Source organism: Nannocystis pusilla (genome assembly GCF_020073745.1).
In the GTDB taxonomy this organism is placed as follows: Bacteria; Myxococcota_A; Polyangia; order Nannocystales; family Nannocystaceae; genus Nannocystis; species Nannocystis radixulma.
In genome coordinates, this window is the sequence record NZ_JAIRAU010000056.1 from 371,653 (window position 1) to 392,404 (window position 20,752).

The following is a 20,752-nucleotide window of genomic DNA, read 5'->3' on the forward strand; positions in this document are numbered from 1 at the left end:
ACTGTTGACATTTGCTGCGCCGCGCGCTGCCATGCATGCATGACTTGTTGGTTGTCGCGGTCGCCAGTGCTGATGCTTTGTCTCGTGGCCGGGTGCCCGTCGCCATCGCCCTCGGAGGACACGGACACGTCGCCGGCATCGACGACGTCGAGCGGGTCCGACAGCGCGGGTACGACGTCGGTCGGTGCGTTCGACTCCACGAGCGTCGACGAGCCCACGGGTACGACGGGTGGGGAGTCGACGGCGACGAGCGGTACCACCGGCGAGGAGACGACGACGAGCGGCACGACCGGCGAGGAGACGACGTCCTCCGGCGAGGCGACGGAGACGAGCTCGGGCGGCGAGTCGAGCACGGGGCCGGACGTCGGGATGTGCGCGAACGGAAAAATCGAGGACGGCGAGGAGTGCGACGACGGCAACGTGTTCCTGGGCGACGGGTGCTTGCCCGGCTGCATGGTGGGCGACGGCGTGGCGCTGCCTCCGATCGAGCTGCCCGACGAGGACGGGTTGTTCCGCTGTCTGACGCCGATCGATGCGGCGGTGCTCGGGGGATCTTCGCACGTGCTGGCGCTCGGCGGCAGGAACTGGTCCTCGCCGGCCGAGGCGCTCGTCCAGGCGTTCTCGCTGCCGGACGGGCAGGCTGCGGGGGCGGCGTTCGTGCACGACGCGGCGTTCGCCCGGTACGTCGATCAGGTCGCCACGGCAGAGGACGGCGACATCGTCGTCGCGGGCCACACGTATTTCGACGATGCGCAGACGACCGGTCACCTGTGGCTCGCGCGGCTGTCCCCTGCGGGCGAGGTCGTGTGGTTGCGCGAGCACGGGGCGATCTTGACGGACCCCGAGGATCTGGCGCTGACGCCCGCGGGCGACATCGTGCTCACCAGCCGCATCGCGGGTTGGGGTCCGACATTCAAGCCATCGTTCGTGCAGGTGTTCGACCCGGACGGCGAACTGGTGTGGGAGCACGCGGCGCCGGCCGGCCCCGAGTGGCACGCGAGCTACAAGGGGGTGACGGTCGACGCGGAGGGGACGATCTACGTCGTCGGCGCCGGGCAGCACACGGGCGACCCGACGTGGCGTCTGCTGCTCGAGGCGCTGGCGATGGATGGGACGCCGCTCTGGCAGGTCGAGGCGGCGTCGCCGGTCCACATGCGCGTGGAGCCGTCGGGGATCGTGGTGACCTCCGGCGGGATGCTGGTGGTCGCCGGGGCGGAGAGCCACGAGAACACCGGGTTCACCGACGATCCCGGTCTGGCCGCGTTCGATACGACAGGCGCCCTGCTGTGGTGGAAGACCTGGCCGGCGCCGGAGCTCTGGAACACGTCGGTGGGCCGGATCGCGGCGCTACCGAACTTCGGGGGAGTGGTCGTCGCGTGGGGGCATTCTCAGGAGGACATCAGTCGCACCCGGGTCGCGCGCTACGACACCGAGGGCGAGGTGCTGTGGGAGATCGAGTCCGACAGCCAGACTCACCCGCTCGACGCGGCTCTCGGCCCCGACAAGGTGTTCTACGTGCTCGAGGGCAGGTCGGTGCGATCGTACTTGCCGTGAGCGCGGCGGGCCGCTCACGGCGAACGGGAGGGCGACCAGCGGCGTCGCCGTGAATGTCTCAAGAGACAGATTGTGGCAATCGCGCGCGGAGAACGTGGCTGCCTCGAGAGACATAGGACGGAGCGGCGTGACACCCGCTCGGGGTGTCTCTGGAGGCATGTGAAAGACGAGCTCGATCAGCCGGGCCTGTCCACGAGCTGGAGCGCGTCCTCGAGGGTGGCGGCGCTGGTCATGTGGAGCGCGCCGGGGGCGGCGGCGAGCAGCTGCGCGAGCGCGGGGGACACGCCGGCGAGCAGGCAGCGGGCGCCGAGGAGGCGGGCGGCGGCGGCCGTGCGGGCGAAGTAGTCGGCGACGCGCTCGTCGGCGTCGACGAGGCCGGTGACGTCGAGGATCAGGGCGTGCGCCCGCTGGTCGGAGATCGCGGCGAGGACGGTCTGGGTCAGGTCCTGGACGCGGGCGGCGTGGTAGTGGCCGACGAGGGGGACGACGAGGACGCCGGCGGCGACCCGCAGCACCGGAGCGGGGGTGCTGCGCTCGATCGCCCCGCCGCACGCGAGCCCGGCGGCGACGCTCCGCTGCTCGGTGAGGTCGACGACGACGCCGATGCTGTAGCGGGTGGCGCCGGCCTGGACGAGGGTGACGGACATGTGGATCGGCGTGCGCTTGCCGCTCTCCTGCCCGTAGACGCTGAATTCGTAGTGGTCGGGCACGGGCTCGCCGGCGGCGCGCCGGCGGTGGCGGTCGACGACGAAGGCGCGGTCCTCCGGGGCGACGAAGCCGACGAAGCTGCGGCCGAGAGCCTGCTCTTTCGGACATTCGCACATCTCGGCGAACTTGTCGTTGCACCACAGGAGGATGCCCTCGTGCATCACGTACAGTGCGACCGGGAGGGCCCCCAACAACGAGAGGACCGCGGCGGCGTCCAGCGGAGCGACCATGGCGGGACGATAGCCGACCGGACCCGCAGCGGCACGGCGTGGATCCGCGCCGCTGCGATGAACCTGCGGCGGGACGTCGCGGCTCGGAGGTCGCCCGAGTCATTCTCTCCGCGCGAATCCTCCGTGCGTGCGATTGTGGGGAGCGATCCGAGCGACGGTGACGGTCCTCCGCGGATATGTCCGGAAGGACATGTGATTGTCGGCGCGCGGGCGCGGCGAGGGTGTGGTCCTTGGACCCTCGGGGTCGGCGGCTCGACGGTGGCAACCTGTCTTTCAGACCAGGCGGTTGGCTCGCTGATTGCGCAGTGGCGAGGGGTTGCGCCGGCGATCACGCGCACTGGGCTTCGTCGAGGCTGTCGCCAGAGACATGTGAGCAATGAGGGCGATCAGCCCGGCTCGCGCACCATCACGAGCGCGTCCTCGAGGGTGGCGGCGCTGGCGGTGTGGAGGGCGGCGGAGGAGGAGGCGAGCAGCCGGGCGAGCGCGGGGGACACGCCGGCGAGCAGGCAGCGGGCGCCGAGGAGGCGGGCGGCAGCGGCGGTGCGGGCGACGTCTTCGGCGAGGCGCTCGTCGGCGTCGACGAGGCCGGTGACGTCGAGGATCAGCGCTTGCGCCCGCTGGTGCGCGATGGCGGCGAGGATGGTCCGGGTCAGGTCCTCGATGCGGGCGGCGTGGTAGTGGCCGACGAGGGGGACGACGAGGACGCCGGCGGCGATTCGCAGCACCGGGGTGGGGGAGCCGCGCTCGCGCGCGTCGCCGGACGCGAGCCCGGCGGCGGCGCTCCGCTGCACGGTGAGGTCGACGACGACGCCGACGCTGTAGCGGGCGGCGCCGGCCTGGACGAGGGTGACGGACATGTGGATCGGCGTGCGTTTGCCGGTCTCGCGGCCGAGCGCGCTGAACTCGTAGTGGTCGGGCACGGGCTCGCCGGCGACGCGCCGGCGGTAGCGGTCGATGACGAAGGCGCGGTCCTCCGGGGCGACGAAGCCGATGAAGCTGTGGCCGATGGCCTGTTCCCGGGGACACTCGCCCAGGCGAGCGAACTCGTCGTTGCACCACAGCAGCGTCCCGTCGTGCATCACGTACAGCGCGACCGGGAGGTCCCCCAACAGCGAGAGGACCGCGGCGGCTTCGAGCGGGACGGGCATGGCGGGACGATAGCCGAGGCGGTCGGGGGCAGCACGGGGTGGATCCGCGCCGCGTGGCGACCTGTCCTTCAGAGCAGGAGCGCAGCGCCGCTGACCCCGACCATGACGACGATGGCCCAGCGGACCAGCGGGGCGCCGGCGCGGATCTGCAGGCGGGCGCCGAGCCAGCCGCCGAGGGTCATGCCGATCGCCAGCAGGCCGGCGCGGGGCCAGTCGATCTGGCCGGCGGCCGCGAACACGGCGACGACCAGCGAGGTGTAGACGAACACCAGCGCGACCTTGGCGGCGTTGGCCCGCAGGAGGTCGTGGCCGAGGTGCGAGACGAACAGGGCGATCAGCGGGAAGCCGACGCCGGCCTGGAGGAAGCCGCCGTACACGCCGATGAGCGTGGCGAACACGAACGCGGGGACGCCGGGGGGCCGCGGCTCGGGCGGCGGGGTCAACATGCGACCTGGTCGAAAGACCAGGACCAGCGCCCACGCGATCAGGACCCCGCCGATGACCGGGCGCAGCACGGCGTCGCTGGTGCGCGTGGCCAGCCAGGCGCCGAGCAGCGCCCCGGCGCACATCGGCCCGGCCATGCGGGCGACGAGGCCGGTGTGCAGGGCGCGGTCGCGCGCGAAGGTGAGCGCGGCGGCGGAGCCGTTGGCGAGCACGCCGATCCGGCTGGTGGCGTTGGCGACCCCGGGCGACAGGCCGAGGCCGATCAAGAGCGGCAGGATGACGAAGGAGCCGCCGCCGGCGAGGGTGTTGAGCAGGCCGCCGACGACGCCGGCGAGCACCAGCAGCGTCGCGCCGGCGAACGGGTCGGCCAGGAGATCGCCGGGCGGCCACGGGGCGAGCACCGGGCGACGGTACGCGATCGCCCGCGCGGGCGCACCTTCCCAGGCGCGGCGTCGGTGTGCAATCGTGCGGTCGTGACGCTGCGAGCGCTGGTGGACATGCCCCCGGGGCCGCCGCCGAAGAAGGGCGGCTGCGCGATCGATGGCGGGCCGGGCGGCTCGTGGCTGGTGATCCTGGCGCTGCTGCTGGCGCGCCGACGACGGCGACCATGACCGCGGCGACGCTCCTCCACGGGCCGATCGCCGCGGCCGACCTGGTGCGGCGGTGGTGGCTGCGCCGGCTCGGTCGCGTGGTGCGGCCGCTGATCCGCCGGCGCGAGCTGCGGGTGGCGGTGCTCGGGTCGACCATGGTGTGCACCGCGCTGGCGGCCACGCTGATCGCGCCGTTGTGGCTGCTGATCCTCGGGCCGCTGGTGTGGGGCGTGCCGCACCTGGTGGCTGACCTTCGGTACATGCTCGTTCGGCCAGGTTATCACCGCCGCCTCGGGCTGGTCGCGCTGGCCGGGCCGCCGCTCGCGTGGGTGGCGCTCGGCGGGCACCTGCTGTGGGGCTTCCTCGCGGCCGCGCTGGCGCTGGCGGTCGCGCGCGCGAGCCCGGGCCGGCGCGCGCTCGGGGTGGTGATGATCGCGGCGCTGGCCGGCGGCTTCGCGGCGCTCGGGCGGACCGGCGACGTGCTGTTCGCCCACCTTCACAACGCGGTCGCGGTGCTGCTGTGGTGGGCGTGGCGGCCGCGGTCGTCGCGGCTGCACTGGCTGCCGCTGGCGCTGATGGTCGCGGCGAGCGTGTTCCTGGTCAGCGACGCGGCGCTGGGGGCGGTGCGCGCGAGCGGCGGGCTGCAGTGGTTCGGCGGCGCGATGGGCCCGGAGTACCAGGTGTGGCGGCTGTCGCCGGGGGTCGGCCCGGAGTGGGCGCTGCGGCTGGTGCTGCTGTTCTGCTTCGCCCAGACGATCCACTACGGCGTGTGGCTCGGCCTCTTGCCCGACGAGGACCGCGGGCGCGCGACCCCGCCGACCTACCGCGCCCGCTGGACCGGGCTCGTCGCCGACATGGGCCGGCCGCTGCTGGCGGCGGCGATCGCCGTCGCGGTGCTGCTGGCGCTGTGGGCCGCGCGCGACCTGATGGCCGCCTGCCACGGCTACTTCCGCATGGCCCGCTTCCACGGCCACCTCGAGCTGATCGCCGCCGGGCTGCTGCTGGTCGAGGGGGGCGTTCGAGACAGGTCCGAAGAGTCATGTGTTAAAGGGAATGTCGGATAGGACATGCTCGATGGGGCATGTCTTCGGGGTCAGCCAGGGTTGAGATCGAAGCACGGGCAGCGCTCGAGGTCGCCCATGCAGCCGGAGGGGGCCGGGTCGAACCCGGCGACGAACGCCTCGTAGGCGGCCAGCGACAGGAGCGGGTTGGCGGTCGCGGCGAAGCGGTCGAGCTCGGCGAGCTTCGGCGCGCCCGCGAGCGAGGTCAGTTTGTCGTTGTTGGCGAGCGCGAAGTGGTTGACGCTGACCAGGCTGTCGAGGCCGGCGAGGCTCTTGAGGCTGTCCATGCCGCCGCTGCCGAGGTGGACGCACTCGCCGATGGTGAAGGTGCCGACCGACGTGAGGTTGTCGAGGCCGCCGAGGTCGACGATCGCCGGCATCCGGTTGAAGCTGATCTGGCCGCCGACGGTGAGGCCGCCCAGCGGCTCGAAGTCGGGGACCTGCGGCAGCCGCTCGAAGTGGAGGTCGGCCGCGACGACCGGCTCGAGCCCGGCCAGGGAGGTCAACTTCGGCAGGTCGGCGAGGGTGATGCCGACCGGGTTGGCGCCGTTGTCGGCCAGGAGGCCCGACAGGCCGACGAGGGCGGGCAGGAGCGCGTTGTTGCCGATCACCAGTTCGAGCCCGGGGCCGGCGCCCCAGGTGGCGGCGGCGTGGAGGTCGACCAGCGCGGGGTTGTTGCTCAGCGTCAGCGCGGAGAGGCCGGCGAACTCGGGGGCGAACTGCGGCAGCGCGGTGATGCCGAGGCCGTCGAGCACCAGCTGCGGGGCGGTGCGCAGGCTGGCGAGCGCGCCGAGGTCGGACAGCTGCGGCATGCCGGTGAGCTTCAGCGAATGGACGTCCTGCAGGCACTCGAGGCCGACCAAATCGGTGAGGGCGAGGTTGCCGGCGATCGTGACGTCGCCCTTCACGCGCACGAGACTGGCGAGGCTGGCGATCTCCGCCGGGTCGGCGTTGGCCCCGATGTACAGGGTGCCGTCGATCTCCTCCACGCAGGAGAAGTTGGCGCCCTTGCCCTCGAGGACCACGGCGGCCTGGTGCGTCGAGTGGCCGGTGCACGGCGGACCGCAGCCCGCGGCCGGCTCGTCGGTGGTCGGACCGTCGCCGTCCCCGCTGCCGGTGCTCGTCTGTCCCTCGGGCTCGGTGGTGGTCGGCACGGAGCCGGGGCCCGTGGACCCCATCATCGTCGGCCCGTCGCCGGTCGGGCCGCTCGTGGCCCCGCCCGCGGTCTCGGTGTCGAGCGGGGTGGGGACCGTGTCCTCCGAGGGACATGCGCATATGAACAAAAGGACAGGTAGAATGCGATAAGTCGGAAAGCCAAGCATGACAGCCATGATGCCGGAGAACGACCACGCGCGCGACGGCGCCGCCGGCCTAACGCCCGAGCCGCTCCGTCGCGCTGGCGGGCGCGTTCTCCGCGAGCGCATGGCCGCGCGGTGCGGCGCCCCGCGTGTGCGTGACTCCGCGGCGCTCGGCCCCATTCCCTCGCGGCCCGTGCGGTGGAGTCGGCGTAGGTAACCGTGGGCGACGTCGGGGTCGGCCAGCATCTGTACGAACGGGCAGGTCGCATACAGTCGCTGCGATCGCGCGGCGACGCGCCGAAGCGGCTCGACACGGGGGGTCGATTGGCTAAGCTCGGCAGCCGTATGCAGCACCATCGATCGAGGATAGGGCTCGTCCCTTGCGGGTATCTGCTGACCGCCGCGCTGTCGCCCGCATATGCGTCGGCGGCCGGCGAGGCGACGATCGCCGGCGAATCGGCCGCGGCCGACGTCGTGGTGACGTCGCGCCAGGGCGGCGTGCCGTCGTTCGTGTGGGCGGCCGGGTCGGCGCCGGTGGGGGCCTCGCCCGAACAGGCGGCGCGGCACCACCTGACCCGGCTGCGCGGGCTGTATGCGGCGCCGCGAGCGGCCCTGGCGGAGCTGCGGCGGGTCCACGTGCACGACACCGGGCGCGGCGGGATCGTGGTCATCCTGCGGCCGACGGTCGCCGGCGTCGACGTGATGCACGCCGACGTCAAGGTGCTCATGAAGCGCGACCTGAACCTGCGCGCGGTCGCGGGCAGCCCGCATCCGGCGGCGCTCCCCGGCAGCGCGCAGGCGGCTCGCGTGAGCGCGCCGGCCGGCGTGTCGGCGGCGCTGCGCGACCTGTTCGCGGTGGATGTCCCCGAGGACAGGTGGGTGGCGACGCGGGCGGCCGACGCCGCGGGCCGGGTGACGTACGCGCCGACCGGCGCGCTGCCGGGGTTGCGCGTCGATCGCCCGGCGCGGGTGCGGCCGGTGTACTTCCCGGTCGGCGCGGGGCTGGTGCCGGCCCACCGCGTCGAGGTCCAGGCGACCGCCGCGGGCGGCGAGCTGCAGGCGTTCGTGTACGTGATCGCGGCCGACGACGGGCGCGTGCTGTTCCGCCGCGACGCCAAGCAGCGCGACGCGTTCTCGTACCGCGTGTGGGCCGACGAGGAGGGCGACCACCGGCCGTTCGACGGGCCGATGCAGGACTTCACGCCGCACCCGCTGGGCGAGCCGATGGGCGGGCCGACCGGGGGCGTGCCGGCCAACCTGATCGCGATGGAGGGCTTCAACACCAACCCCGACGGCGTCGCCGATCCGTGGTTGCCGGCCGGGGCCACGGAGACGCGCGGCAACAACGTCGACGCGTACGTCAACCACGCCGGCGGGGAGGGCTTCGGCGGCCAGGACTTCCGCGCCGCCGTCACCGCGCCCGGCGTCTTCGATCACACCTACGACCTCGCGGCCGAGCCGCTCGCCGGCGAGGCGCAGGGCATGGCCTCGATCACCCAGCTGTTCTACACCACCAATTGGCTGCACGACTGGTGGTACGATTCGGGCTTCAACGAGGCCGCGGGCAACACCCAGGCCGACAATTTCGGGCGCGGCGGCGCCGACGGCGATCCGCTGCTCGCCCTGGCCCAGGACGGCGCGCTCCAGGGCGCGCGCGACAACGCGTTCATGGTGACGCTCGAGGACGGCGAATCACCGCACATGCACATGTTCCTGTGGAGCTCGCCGTCCAGCGAGCTGTCGCTGACGGTCGGGCCGATGGACCAGGAGCTCGAGGTCGGACAGGCGGCGTTCGGGCCCAAGATCTACGACGTCACCGCCGAGCTGGTGGTGGTCGACGACGGCATGGGCGGCAGTCCGACCGACGGCTGCGAGCCGCCGCTGAACGACGTGGCCGGCAAGATCGTGCTCATCGACCGGGGCACCTGCGCCTTCGAGCTCAAGGCCAACCTCGTCGAGGCGGCCGGCGCGGTCGGGGTGATCTACCCCGACATCCTGCCGGACAAGCCGGCCTACCCGCCGGGGCCCGATCACACGATCGACGACCCGACGATCCCCGGCCAGGGGCTGTCGAAGAGCGACGGCGACGCGCTCAAGGCCCAGTTGATGAACGGCCCGCTGACCGCCCACATGGTCGGCAACAGCGCGCCGGAGCGCGACGGCACGCTCGACAACATGATCGTGGCCCACGAATGGGGCCACATGATCCACAACCGCCTGGTCGAGTGCGTGAGCTGGCAGTGCCGCGGCCAGGGCGAGGGCTGGGGCGACTTCCTCGCCTTGCACATGTCCCTTCGGCCAGACGACGACCTCGACGGCACCTACGCCGACAGCAACTACGCCAGCTTCGATCCCACCAACTACTTCGGCATCCGCCGGGTCCCGTACTCGGTCGACTTCAGCAAGAACGCGCTGACGTTCCGCCACATCAGCGACGGCGAGCCGCTGCCCGATCACCCCACCAACGACGTGTTCGGCGCGCCCAACTCGGAGTCGCACAACGCCGGCGAGGTGTGGGCGACGATGATGTGGGAGGCCTACGTGGCGATGCACAAGGCGGCCGCGGGGCGCAAGAGCTTCGACGAGGTGCGGCGGGCGATGAGCGACTACGTCGTCACGGGGATGATGCTGGCGCCGATCGGTCCGACCTACACGGAGCAGCGTGACGCGATCCTGGCGGCGATGGCGGTGGCCGATCCGGGCGACTTCGCGGCGGCGGCGGCGGCGTTCGCCCGCCGCGGCGCGGGGACCTGCGCCGTCGGGCCGACGCGTGACTCGTTCAACTTCGCCGGGGTGATGGAGGACTTCGAGGTCCGGCCGCTCGGGGTGATCACGGCGGCGGCGGTCGGCGACGCGACGATGTCGTGCGACCAGGACGGGGTGGTCGACGCCGGCGAGCCGGGCCTCTTGACCGTCCACCTCGAGAACCTCGGCGGCGCCGACCTCGAGGGCGCGACCCTGAAGGTCACGAGCAAGAGCCCCAGCGTGACGTTCTCCGGCGAGACGTCGATCGAGCTCGAGGCCCTGACGCCGCGGGCGTCGACGGTCCTCGAGTTCCCGTTCGAGCTGCCCGAGGGGCTCGCGGACGTCGAGCTGGCGACCTTCTCGATCACCCTGACCACGCCCGGCGGCTGCAAGACCGAGACGGTGCGCGAGCTGGCGGTGGTGCTGAACGGCGACCCGATGGCGGCGTCGTCGTCGCTCGACGACGTCGAGGCCGAGGCCACGCTGTGGACCGAGGGCGGCAACGGCGGCAAGGTCGTGTGGGGGCGCGAGCCGAACGCGTCGAGCGGGCGCGGCTGGCACGCCGACAACGTCGACGTCACCACCGACACGTGGTTGATGTCGCCGCCGCTCGACGTCGCCGCCGACCAGCCGCTGAAGATCTCCTTCGACCACGCGTTCTCGTTCGACGCGTCGGCCGACCAGAACAACAACATCCTGGCCTGGGACGGCGGGGTGGTGGAGATCTCGGTCGACGACGGCAAGACCTGGGACGACATCTCCGAGTACGGCGACCCCGGCTACAACGGGACGGTCGCCAGCAGCGACAACCCGCTGTCGAACCGGCCGGGGTACGTCCGCGTCAGCGCGTCGTACCCGCTGCTCGACCGGGTCGAGATCGACCTCGGCTCGCAGTTCGCGGGGCAGCAGATCCGGCTCCGCTTCCGCCTCGGCACCGACCTCGCCACCGGCGCGTTCGGCTGGGACATCGACAACATCGGCTTCTCCGGCGTCACGAACAAGCCGTTCCCCGGGTGGGTCGCCGACCCGGGCGACTGCATCGGCGCGGTGCCGACCACCAGCGACGGCTCCGACACGTCGAGCGACGCGACCGGCGCGCCCGACAGCACCGGCGACACCGACTCGGCGACGGGCGGGCAGCAGGCGGGCAGCGACGGCTGCGCGTGCGCCAGCGGGGGCGGCAGCGGCTGGCAGGCCGCGCCCCTGCTGCTGCTGGCGGGGCTGCGCCGGCGCCGACGCGTCGCGTGAGTGCGCGCCGGCGGGTGTGGGTTCGGGTATGTCTTGAGGGACATGTCGTCACGAACATAAAGCAAGGGGCATGCTCTTGAGAGCATGCCCCTTCGCACCTGTCCCGCGATCAGGCCGCTTTCTTCTTCTTCGCCGGCTTGCCCTTGCCGGGGGCGGGATGAGCGGCGTGCCAGGCGGCCAGCAGCTCGGCCTCGCGGGCGCGGGTGATGCCGGCGCGGGGCTTGGCCCGCCGCGCTTCGGGCAGGGTGTTCCACCACGCGACGGTCTCGGCGACGGTCTCGGCGAGCGGGCGGAACTTGAGGCCGGCGGCCGTGGCGCGGTCGATGCGGAAGGTGGCGGCGCCCTCGAAGCCGGGGTCGGGCGGGATCCACACCGGCAGGTCGCTCCACGGCTCGACCTTGTTGTCGGCGAGGAACTGGCGGTCGACCCACGTGAACTCCGCGTCGCTGGCGAGCGCGGCCTTGCTCTCGCTCAGCAGGTCGCCCATCGCCAGGGGCGCGCCGGTGGCGTTGTAGACGCCGACGTGACCGCCCTCGATCGCGGTGATGATGAACTCGGCGAGGTCGCGGACGTCGATGAACTGCACCGGCGTGCCCGGGTCGCCGGGCGCGAGCACCTCGCGGCCGTCGGCGACGCGGACCGGCCAGTAGGTGAAGCGGTCGCTGCCGTCGCCGGGGCCGACGATGAGGCCGGGCCGCACGACGGTGGTGCGCTTCGGCATGGCCGCCTCGGCCGCCTGCTCACACAGGGCCTTGAGCGCGCCGTAGTTGGGCATGATGTCCTCGGTCGTCGGGTCGGGCGTGGTCGCCAGCGGGGCGTCCTCGTCGATGCCGATCTTGCTGGTGTCGGCGTAGACGGAGATCGTCGACACGAACACGTACTGCCGCACCTTCGGGGCCAGCAGCTCGGCCGAGGCCTTGACGATCCGCGGGACGTAGCCCGAGGTGTCGATCACGGTGTCCCACGTGCGACCCTCGAGCGCCTTGAGGTCGCCGTCGCGATCGCCGCGCAGCTTCTCGACGTCGGGGAACAGCTCGGGGCGGGTCTTGCCGCGGTTGAACAGGGTGACGGTGTGGCCGCGGCGCTGCGCCGCCTCGACCAGCTGCGGGCCGAGGAAGGCGGTGCCGCCGAGGATCAGGATCTTCTGCGCCTGTCCTCCGAGCAAGATCGGCTCGGGCCGCAGCGCCGGGTCGGTCGCCGGCGGGCTGGCGCCCGAAGCGGTGGGCGCGGTGGTCTGTTCGACGGGGCCGGGGCGACAGGCGGCGAGGCCGAGGGCGCCGCCGGCGAGGCGGAGGAAGCGACGACGTGCGAGGCTCATGCAGGGCTCGGTGTGCTACGACCCGGCGCCCCGCAAGCAGGTTTCGCGCCGCGCGTGTGAGCCGGTGACCGGCCCGCCGGCGGCGCGGCGCGTCCGGACGAACGGCGGTCCTCTACACTCGCCGAGATGGCAGAGGTCGAGGGTCGAGTGTGGAAGATGGCGCGGGCGATCGCGCCGCTGCGGCGCGAGGAGCTGCCGGGGGCGCTGTGGTCGGCGGGGCTGATCTTCTGCGCCCTGTGCTCCTTCTACATCCTGCGGCCGATCCGCGACGAGATGGGCGTGGCCGGCGGGACCGACAAGCTGGCGTGGCTGTTCACGGCGACCTTCCTGGTGATGCTGGCCGCGGTCCCGCTCTACTCGTGGGTGGTGGCGCGGTTCGGCCGGCGCACCATCGTGCCGCTGGTGTACCGCTTCTGCGCGCTGGTGCTGCTCGGCTTCGTCGCCGCGTTCGCGCTGCTCGACGGGTCGGCGCAGGTGTGGACGGCCCGCGCGTTCTTCGTGTGGGCGGCCGTCTACAACCTGCTGGTCGTCTCGGTGTTCTGGGAGCTGATGGCCGACCTGTGGCGCCGCGAGCAGGGCGAGCGCCTGTTCGGCCTGGTCGCGGCCGGCGGCAGCGCGGGCGCGCTGCTCGGCCCGCTGTTGACCGCCGCGCTGGTGCCCAAGCTCGGCGCGTCGGCCCTGGTCCTGCTGGCGGCGCTGTTCCTCGAGGGCGCGATCGTGTGCGCGCGCGGGCTGATGCGGTCGTTCAGGACAGGTTCGCAAGAACATGTCCATGAGGCCATGTCGATGGACGCCCGGCCGATCGGCGGCGGGGCGCTGGCCGCCTTCGCGCTGATCGCCCGCTCGCCGCGGCTGCGCGGGATCTCGCTGTGGGTGGTGCTGCTGACGACCACGGCGACGTTCGCGTACTTCGAGCAGGCGCGGATCGTGAAGGCGGCGATCACCGACCCGGGCGAGCGCACGGCCCTGTTCGCCCGCGCCGACTTCGTCGTCAACGCGATCAGCGTGGCGCTGCAGGGGCTGGCGGTCGGGCGCATCATCCCCAGGCTCGGGGTCGGCTGGACGCTGGCGCTGCTGCCGATCGTGTCGCTGGTCGGCTTCGCCGTCCTCGCGGCCTCGCCGGTGGTGGCGGTGCTGATCGGCTTCCAGATCGTGCGCCGCGCCGCCGACTTCTCGCTGGCCAAGCCGGCCCGCGAGGTGCTGTTCACCCAGGCCGGGCGCGAGGCCAAGTACAAGGCCAAGCACCTGATCGACACCGCGCTGTACCGCGGCGGCGACGTCGCGGCGGGCTGGCTGTACAGCGGCCTGGGCGCGCTCGGCGTCGCCGGGCCGGGGCTGTGCGGGGTGGCGGCGCTGTTGTGCCTGCCGTGGGCTGTCCTTTCACGCATGCTCGGACGCGCAGGTGCGAACGAACAGGGCGAAGAGGACAGGGCGAAAGAGGCAGGTCACTCGCCGGCGAACACGTAGAAGCGCTCGCCGAGCAGCGCGGCGCCGCCGATCCGCTGGCCGGGCGGGGCGCCGGGGGCGGTGAACGGGGCGAACCCGGCCAGCGGGCTCTGGGCGACCATCTGGAAGCACCAGCCGATGTCCTGGACGAACACGTCGGTCGCGGTGACCCAGCCGGCGTAGCTGCCGAGGTTGAAGAGGTCGTCGATGCACGGGCCGTAGTACTGGCCGCCGGTCCACGGGTACGGGGCGGCGAGGTCGATCCAGAGGTCGCGCACGGTCGACGGATCGCCGGGGTTGACCAGCGGGGTGAACGAGTCGCAGCAGTTGCCCACCTCGGCGAACTGGCCCTGCCAGCTGCCGGGCTCGAGGACGTAGATCCACGCCTGCGGGTTGCCGACGGCGTAGACGGCGTAGTCGTCGGTGTCGGCGCTGTAGACCGCGTACGACTGCAACAGCGGGCCGGGGAGGTCGGGGAACAGCTCGGAGAGCGGGCCCGAGGCGGTCCAGGTCTGATCGCTGTGGCGCAGCACGTGGTAGGTGTCCGCGGTCAGGATGACGAGTTGGTCGTGGGCCTGGAGGTCGAAGGCCGCGTTCGCCGGGGCGGCCGGGGCGTGCTCCGGCGGCGGCTGGGGCAGGGCCACGCGCTGCCAGCCCTGGCCCGGATCGTCGAGGTACCAGTAGGCGCACGAGCTCGGGTCCTCGACGCACTCGTCGGCGCCCCACAGGCAGTCGTCCTGGCAGGTCCTGCGCACGCGCCCGCACTCGTCGCACAGGTCGCCGACGTCCATGACCTCGCCCGGGCTGCACTGCATCTCGCCCGGGCACAGCGGCGGCGCGGTGGTGTCGGTGAGCGCGTCGCCGGTGGTGGTTGTTGTGGTGCCGGGTTCGCCGGTGCTCGTCGGCTCGCCGGTCGTGATCGTCGTACCGGTCGTGGTCGTGCTGGTCTGGGTCGCCGGATCGAGCGAGCCGACAGTCTGCGTCAGCTCGGCGCCGCCGTCGCTGAAGCAGCCGCAGAACAGCGCCAGGACAGTGATCGCGCGGGCGCAGGCCGACATCCGGCGATGCTACGCCGAGGCGAGCCCTGCGCGGAGGCGGGCCGGTGTGCGCCGACGCGGTCGAGGCCGCGCAGAAGATGGTCTTGCGGACAGGTGGACGGCCCGTGAGCAGCGTGGCCGGTGTGCGCCGACGCGGTCGGGGACCCCGGCGACAGAGGCGCGGCTGGCCTCGAGCGCCAGGGAGACGCGGCGAATCGCGCCCGGTCAAGGCCGACCACTGGCGGATAAGGGCGTGAGGTCGAGGCCCCTCGCGAGATATTCCGTGCCGAACGTCGGGCGTGAGCGGGCCGACGGCACGACGGCCGCTTCACCGGCGCGCCTGGGCGCCCGGCAGGCCGATGCTGTGACCGAGAGCTCGGCCCGGTCGAGACCGGCGAAGACTTCGTGCGGTTGCGCCGGCGCCGCACGGACGGCCTGAACCTTGTAACCTCGAAGGCGCTCATGCGACCGCGCGTGTCTCGACCCTCGCTCCTCGTCGCCGCCCTCGTCGCGTGCCAGCCCGCCCTCCCCGAGCCGATCTGGGAGGGCGAATACCTGCACTACGGCACGACCACCGACGCTCCGGTGTGTCGCGGCTCGTTCGTCCTCCAGGAGCGTCACGCGGTGGAGCTCGCGCGGCTGATGGGCTTCGAATTGCCCGACATCATCCGCTTCACCCGCATCAAGTTCCGCCAGATCCGCAAGTACTGCCGCCGACGAGCTCGCGGCTGCGCGTGGGACGAGGAGCCCTACGCCTTCATGGCCGAGAGCAGCTACAACTTCCACGAGATCACCCACGTGGTCGCCAACCTCGGCGGTCTCTCGGGCCCGACCGCGTTCAACGAGGGGCTCGCGGAGGTGTTCCAGGACAGCTCCGCGTCCATCAACGCGGGGACGCCGCTCGCGCAGGTCCTCCACGGCGACGTCGACGACGTGATGGACTATCACACGGCGGGGCGGTTCGTCCGCTTCCTGATCGAGCGCCACGACCTCGCGCTGTTCGTCGAGTTCATGCGCTCGACCTGGCGCACCGCCGAATTCGACGAGTTCGCGCCGATCTTCGCCGAGGTGTTCGGCGAGCCGATCGAGGCGGCGATGGCCGACTTCGCCGACTACCCGAACTGCAGCAGCGGGAGCAACCGCATCGCGCTGCTCGAGTGCGACCTGCCGCCGCAGCCATGGGAAGGCGCGACCCTCACCCTCGGCGCGGACGTCTCGTGCGAGCGGGACGACGTCCTCGGGCCCAACAAGGGCGGCCTGATGTTCACGAGCCGCGCGTTCGAGATCGCCGAGGCCGGCAGCTACCGGGTATCCGCGCCGGCCTCGACGGACTGGTCCTACCTTCGCGTCGCCAGGTGCGGCTCGTGCTGGGACAGCTTCGAGTTGCCGATCTTCCCCGGCACGTCGGAAGCGCACGAGCTCACGCCGGGCCGCTACTACGTCGAATTCGGCCGCCGGGTCGGCGAGCCTGCCGAGCTCAGTCTGCAGATCGAGCAACTCTGAGGTGAGCCTCGCCAACGGCGCCGAGCCGGGCGATCACTTTCCGCCCCGCGACAAGCGGGGCCGGCGACGCTCTTCGCGACTGGCCCGCATCGTCGGCGCGAACTCGCCGCCCGTCGTCGCTCGGTGAGCTTCTCCGCACGGCGACAAGCGGGGCCGGCGACGCTCTTCGCGGCGGGCACGGAGCGGCGGAGTGGGACGCAGGCGGGAGGGACCGCAGGCAACCGCGCAGGCGCCATCGTCCGCGAGGCACGAACGAACCTGTCCTCAACGACAGCTCATCATCGAAGCCCAAGGGCGCCGAGCACGTTGCCTGGGAGGGCCCCGCCGTCGCGAGGGACCCGCTCCGCCGCTCCGTGCCCGCCTGCACCCAGCTCTCCACGGCCCCGCGCCTCCGGACGCGCGCCCCGCTCTCTCGGGCCTGTCTCTCCGGACATGGCAAGGCGGACATGCCCGATCGGACATGTCTCTCGGGCCGGCCGGCCGGTCAGGAGGCCGCTTCGGGCTTGCGATCCTTGCGCGGCCAGGACAGCAGCTGGCACAGGCGGTCGACGATGGTGTCGAGCGAGGCCGGCTTCTGGATGCAGCCGACCGCCCCGAGGTGCCCCTGGATCTCCATCAGCTGCTCGATCGGCATGCCGCTCAGGATGACCACCGGGAGGGTCTTGCCGCCGACGTTGGTGGCCCGGCGGACCATCTTCATGGCCGTGTCGCCGCGCATGTCCGGGAGGTTGAGGTCGAGCACCACCATGTCCGGCTGGAACCGCATGACGACCGCGACCAGGAGGAACCCCTTGTCCAGGGTCTCGACGACGAACCCGGCCTCGGTCAGCGCGCCCTTGACCACCCTGGCCGTCGCCGCGTCGTCCTCAACAACCAAGACCCGTGGAGCACGTGTCGTCACGCCCTCCAGGGTGCAGGGTTTACGGTTCCCCGTCCAGAGCAAACTCGGAGCACAGTGCGCCGCGTTGGGGGCTGAGAGCCCGGCGTGAAAGCGGCGCAGGCGGGCGAACGACGGCCGTCCGCGAGGCCTGGGGTAACGTGGACCCATGTGCCTGCGCGGCCGCGCGCAGCTGGCGCCCTGGCTGTCACGAACGCCAACCAATGCGCCCCGGGGCGCGCCTGAACGAGGGGATGACGGTCGGGTCCGCCGCCGCCGGCGAGCTCATCCGGACAGGTCCGAAAGGCCAGGCCCGCGACGGGCCGCAGCGGACGCCGATCAGCCCTCCATCGGCTCGAAGTCGGCCTTGGTCGCGCCGCAGTCGGGGCACATCCAGTCCTCGGGGATGTCCTCGAACGCCGTCCCGGGGGCGATGCCACTGTCGGGATCGCCGAGGGCGGGGTCGTAGATGTGCTCGCAGACGAGGCAGCGGAATTTCTGGGACCTTGCCACGGTGGCGGAGGATACACCGCCCGCGATGTGGCCGAAAGCACGGCGCGTCGTGCGTGAGGGGGGCGCGCGCGGTCACGGCCGCGATCTCGTCGCACGGCCCTCGGGGGCCCGGGCTCGGCGCTATGATGCGGTGACGATGTCCGCAGGTCCCTCCGAGGTGGAGCTCACCATCGACGGCGTCGCCGTGCGCGTCGCGGCGGGGACGACGATCTGGGAGGCGGCGCGCGCCGCAGGGATCGAGATCCCGGTGCTGTGCCACGACCCGCGCTACCGCCCGGTCGGCGTGTGCCGGATGTGCGTGGTCGACGTCGGCGGGCGCGTGCTCGCGGCCAGCTGCGTGCGCCCGTGCGAGCCGGGGATGACGGTCACCGCCAGCGGCCCGGCGATCGACGCCCACCGCAAGGTGCTGACGGCGCTGCTGCTGGCGGACCAGCCGCAGCAGGCCTCGCAGACGCGCCCGGAGGGCAGCGCCCTGGCGGCGCTGGGGCGGCGCTACGGGCTGGACGGGGCCGGGGAGCGCGGTCCGCTGGGCCTGCCTCGAGGGACAGGTCGGCCGCTGGACCCGTCGTCGCCGGTGATCGGGGTCGACCACCAGGCGTGCATCCTGTGCGACCGCTGCGTGCGGGCGTGCGACGAGGTCCAGAGCAACGAGGTGATCACGCGCTCGGGCAAGGGCTACCGCGCCAAGATCGCGTTCGACCTCGACCTGCCGATGGGCAGCTCGTCGTGCGTGTCGTGCGGCGAGTGCATGGACGCGTGCCCGACCGACGCGCTGGTCAACAAGCCGCTGGCGCCGAAGCGCCGCGGCAAGCCGTTGCCGCTGGCCCCGGCGCCGGCGCCCGAGCCGACGCCGCCGCCGGCGGCGCTGAAGCAGGTGCCGACGCTGTGCCCGTACTGCGGGGTCGGCTGCAGCGTGACCGCCCACGTCGACGAGCAGCACAACAAGGTGGTGTGGATCGACGGGCGCGACAGCCGGGTGTCGGACCGCAGGCTGTGCGTCAAGGGCCGCTACGGCTTCGACTACGCGACGCACCCGCAGCGGCTGACGCAGCCGCTGATCCGGCGCGAGGGCAGCTACCCGAAGGGGCCGCTGTCGAGCGCGCTGCGGGTGCGCGAGGGCAGGCGCCCGGGCGGACTGGTCGACTACGCCGAGGTGATGCCGCACTTCCGCGAGGCCAGCTGGGACGAGGCGCTCGACCTGGTGGCGAAGCGGCTGCTCGAGATCCGCGAGCGCCACGGGTCGCGCGCGCTGGCGGGGTTCGGCTCGGCCAAGGGCAGCAACGAGGAGGCGTACCTGTTCCAGAAGCTGGTGCGCGTCGGCTTCGGCTCGAACAACGTCGACCACTGCACGCGCCTGTGCCACGCCTCGTCGGTGGCGGCGTTGATGGAGACGATCGGCTCGGGCGCGGTGTCGACGACCTTCCGCGACATCGAGAACAGCGACGTCGCCATGCTCGTCGGCACCAACGCGACCAGCAACCACCCGGTCGCGGCGACCTTCTTCAAGCAGGCCGCCAAGCGCGGCTGCAAGCTGCTGGTGATCGATCCGCACCGCCCGCAGCTCGCCGACTTCGCCCACCGCTACGTCCGGATCCGCCCCGGCAGCGACGTCGCGTTCTTCAACGGGGTGCTGCACGAGATCATCCGCCGCGGGCTGTACGACCGCCATTTCGTGGCCGAGCGCACCGAGGGCTTCGAGCGGCTGAAGGCGACGGTCGAGCACTACCCGCCGCGGGTGGCCGCGCAGCTGTGCGGGCTCGACGAGCAGGAGATCGTCGACGTGGCGGTGACGTGGGGCTCGGCGCGCGCGGCGATCTGCTTCTGGGGCATGGGCGTCAGCCAGCACGTGCACGGCACCGACAACGCGCGCTGCCTGATCTCGCTGGTCTTGCTCACGGGACAGGTCGGTCGCCCGGGCACCGGGCTGCACCCGCTGCGCGGGCAGAACAACGTGCAAGGGGCGAGCGACGCGGGGCTGATCCCGATGGTGTTCCCCGACTATCAATCGGTGAAGGACCCGGCGGTCCGCGGGCGCTTCGAGGCGGCGTGGGGGACGACGCTCGACCCGCAGCCGGGGCTGACGGTGGTCGAGATCATGCGCGCGGCCCTCAAGCACGAGATCCGCGGGATGTACGTGCAGGGCGAGAACCCGTTCGTCAGCGACCCGAACACCGAGAAGGTGCGCAAGGCCCTGGCGGCGCTCGAGTTCCTGGTGGTGCAGGACATCTTCCTCACCGAGACGGCGGAGTTCGCCGACGTGGTGCTGCCGGCCTCGAGCTTCTTCGAGAAGACGGGCACGTACACCAACACCGACCGCCGGGTGCAGATCGGCCGCCCGGTGCTGAAGATGCCCGGCGCGGCGCGGCTCGACTGGGACATCATGTGCGAGATCGCCAGGCGCATGGGCGTGCCGGGCTTCGAGTTCACGCGCATCGAGGACGTGTTCGCCGAGTTCGCCGGGCTGACCGAGAGCTACCGCGGGCTGTCCTACGAGACACTCGGGCTGGAGGGCAAGCTGTGGCCGTGCGCCGACCCCGAGCACGAGGACGGCCAGGTCGTGCTGTTCGAGCGCGAATTCCCCGGCGGCCGCGGCAAGTTCGTGCCGGCCGAGTTCGCGCCGCCCCACGAGCTGCCGAGCCCCGAGTTCCCGTTCGTGCTGACGACCGGCCGCCTGCTCGAGCACTGGCACACCGGGACGATGACGCGGCGCGCGTCGGCGCTCGAGACGATCGAGAGCGAGCCGTACGCCGACATGCGGCCGAGCGACATGGAGGCGCTGGGCCTGTGCGACGGCGACGAGATCGCGGTGACGAGCCGGCGCGGCAGCATCACCCTCAAGGTGCGCGGGAGCGAGGCGCCCGGCCTGGGGTCGATCTTCATCCCGTTCTGCTGGCGCGAGGCGGCCGCCAACGTGCTGACCTCCGACGCGCTCGATCCGTTCGGCAAGATCCCCGAGTTCAAGTTCAGCGCCGTGCGCGTCGAGAAGCTGCGCCCGCCCGCCCTCGCCGACCTGGACGGCGCCGCCGAGTGAC

General features: G+C 72.4%; 15 protein-coding genes. 7 read left to right on the top strand and 8 right to left on the bottom strand.

The features are described from left to right. Positions 1-84 precede the first annotated feature (84 nt). Complete coding sequence (locus K7C98_RS39370) at positions 85-1,554, top strand: hypothetical protein (RefSeq protein WP_224197077.1); 1,470 nt, start codon at positions 85-87, stop codon at positions 1,552-1,554. A gap of 176 nt (positions 1,555-1,730) precedes the next feature. On the opposite strand, the gene K7C98_RS39375 is transcribed toward K7C98_RS39370, so the two are convergent. The 3 genes from K7C98_RS39375 to K7C98_RS39385 all read right to left on the bottom strand — a co-directional run bounded on the left by K7C98_RS39375 (position 1,731) and on the right by K7C98_RS39385 (position 4,485). Further along, positions 1,731-2,492, bottom strand: a complete 762-nt coding sequence (locus tag K7C98_RS39375) for a PAS domain S-box protein (RefSeq protein WP_224197078.1) — start codon at positions 2,490-2,492, stop codon at positions 1,731-1,733. Positions 2,493-2,878: 386 nt separating this feature from the next. Beyond that, the gene (locus tag K7C98_RS39380) at positions 2,879-3,640 is read right to left on the bottom strand and encodes a PAS domain S-box protein (protein WP_224197079.1); all 762 of its coding nucleotides are present in this window, start codon (positions 3,638-3,640) and stop codon (positions 2,879-2,881) included. A 68-nt stretch (positions 3,641-3,708) separates the two neighbouring features. Next, positions 3,709-4,485: a sulfite exporter TauE/SafE family protein gene (locus K7C98_RS39385; RefSeq protein ID WP_224197080.1), complete on the bottom strand. Its 777-nt coding sequence runs from the start codon at positions 4,483-4,485 to the stop codon at positions 3,709-3,711. Between the two features lie 72 nt (positions 4,486-4,557). On the opposite strand from K7C98_RS39385, the gene K7C98_RS39390 reads away from it, so the two are divergent. Then, positions 4,558-4,695 carry an MYXO-CTERM sorting domain-containing protein gene (locus tag K7C98_RS39390; RefSeq protein ID WP_224197081.1) on the top strand — a complete coding sequence of 46 codons (138 nt, stop codon included), beginning with the start codon at positions 4,558-4,560 and terminating at the stop codon, positions 4,693-4,695. Then, positions 4,692-5,738 (top strand): hypothetical protein, encoded by a 1,047-nt coding sequence (locus tag K7C98_RS39395; protein ID WP_224197082.1) that lies wholly within the window; start codon positions 4,692-4,694, stop codon positions 5,736-5,738. Before K7C98_RS39390 ends, K7C98_RS39395 begins: the two co-directional genes overlap by 4 nt. Positions 5,739-5,767: 29 nt before the next feature. On the opposite strand, the gene K7C98_RS39400 is transcribed toward K7C98_RS39395, so the two are convergent. Next, on the bottom strand, positions 5,768-7,057 hold the full coding sequence (locus K7C98_RS39400) for a hypothetical protein (RefSeq protein ID WP_224197083.1): 1,290 nt from the start codon (positions 7,055-7,057) through the stop codon (positions 5,768-5,770). Positions 7,058-7,378: 321 nt separating this feature from the next. Here K7C98_RS39400 and K7C98_RS39405 point away from each other — a divergent pair, with 321 nt between their 5' ends. Next, positions 7,379-11,026: a M36 family metallopeptidase gene (locus K7C98_RS39405; protein WP_224197084.1), complete on the top strand. Its 3,648-nt coding sequence runs from the start codon at positions 7,379-7,381 to the stop codon at positions 11,024-11,026. 109 nt (positions 11,027-11,135) lie between these two features. Here the strand turns inward: K7C98_RS39405 and K7C98_RS39410 are convergent, their stop codons facing one another. After that, entirely contained in the window at positions 11,136-12,344 is a 1,209-nt protein-coding gene (locus K7C98_RS39410) for an NAD-dependent epimerase/dehydratase family protein (protein WP_224197085.1), read from the bottom strand. A gap of 126 nt (positions 12,345-12,470) precedes the next feature. Between K7C98_RS39410 and K7C98_RS39415 the strand changes: the two genes are divergently transcribed. Further along, positions 12,471-13,811, top strand: coding sequence for an NTP/NDP exchange transporter (locus tag K7C98_RS39415; RefSeq protein WP_224197086.1), 1,341 nt, complete (start codon positions 12,471-12,473; stop codon positions 13,809-13,811). Here K7C98_RS39415 and K7C98_RS39420 read toward each other — a convergent pair. Beyond that, positions 13,790-14,848 (bottom strand): hypothetical protein, encoded by a 1,059-nt coding sequence (locus K7C98_RS39420; RefSeq protein ID WP_224197087.1) that lies wholly within the window; start codon positions 14,846-14,848, stop codon positions 13,790-13,792. The genes K7C98_RS39415 and K7C98_RS39420 overlap by 22 nt on opposite strands. Positions 14,849-15,301: 453 nt before the next feature. Between K7C98_RS39420 and K7C98_RS39425 the strand changes: the two genes are divergently transcribed. Then, on the top strand, positions 15,302-16,330 hold the full coding sequence (locus K7C98_RS39425) for a hypothetical protein (protein ID WP_224197088.1): 1,029 nt from the start codon (positions 15,302-15,304) through the stop codon (positions 16,328-16,330). Between the two features lie 484 nt (positions 16,331-16,814). On the opposite strand, the gene K7C98_RS39430 is transcribed toward K7C98_RS39425, so the two are convergent. Further along, positions 16,815-17,231: a response regulator gene (locus K7C98_RS39430; protein WP_170135457.1), complete on the bottom strand. Its 417-nt coding sequence runs from the start codon at positions 17,229-17,231 to the stop codon at positions 16,815-16,817. Positions 17,232-17,546: 315 nt separating this feature from the next. Continuing rightward, on the bottom strand, positions 17,547-17,720 hold the full coding sequence (rd, locus tag K7C98_RS39435) for a rubredoxin (protein WP_224197089.1): 174 nt from the start codon (positions 17,718-17,720) through the stop codon (positions 17,547-17,549). A gap of 136 nt (positions 17,721-17,856) precedes the next feature. Between rd and fdhF the strand changes: the two genes are divergently transcribed. Next, entirely contained in the window at positions 17,857-20,751 is a 2,895-nt protein-coding gene (gene fdhF / locus K7C98_RS39440; protein WP_224197090.1) for a formate dehydrogenase subunit alpha, read from the top strand. The last annotated feature ends 1 nt before the right edge of the window (position 20,752 follow it).

Bases quoted from the DNA above. Each gene is read 5' to 3' on its own strand.
- fdhF (WP_224197090.1), top strand. From the start codon at position 17,857: ATGTCCGCAGGTCCCTCCGAGGTGGAGCTCACCATCGACGGCGTCGCC.
- K7C98_RS39415 (WP_224197086.1), top strand. From the start codon at position 12,471: ATGGCAGAGGTCGAGGGTCGAGTGTGGAAGATGGCGCGGGCGATCGCG.
- K7C98_RS39410 (WP_224197085.1), bottom strand. From the start codon at position 12,344: ATGAGCCTCGCACGTCGTCGCTTCCTCCGCCTCGCCGGCGGCGCCCTC.
- K7C98_RS39400 (WP_224197083.1), bottom strand. From the start codon at position 7,057: ATGCTTGGCTTTCCGACTTATCGCATTCTACCTGTCCTTTTGTTCATA.
- K7C98_RS39405 (WP_224197084.1), top strand. From the start codon at position 7,379: ATGCAGCACCATCGATCGAGGATAGGGCTCGTCCCTTGCGGGTATCTG.
- K7C98_RS39380 (WP_224197079.1), bottom strand. From the start codon at position 3,640: ATGCCCGTCCCGCTCGAAGCCGCCGCGGTCCTCTCGCTGTTGGGGGAC.
- K7C98_RS39375 (WP_224197078.1), bottom strand. From the start codon at position 2,492: ATGGTCGCTCCGCTGGACGCCGCCGCGGTCCTCTCGTTGTTGGGGGCC.
- K7C98_RS39420 (WP_224197087.1), bottom strand. From the start codon at position 14,848: ATGTCGGCCTGCGCCCGCGCGATCACTGTCCTGGCGCTGTTCTGCGGC.
- K7C98_RS39395 (WP_224197082.1), top strand. From the start codon at position 4,692: ATGACCGCGGCGACGCTCCTCCACGGGCCGATCGCCGCGGCCGACCTG.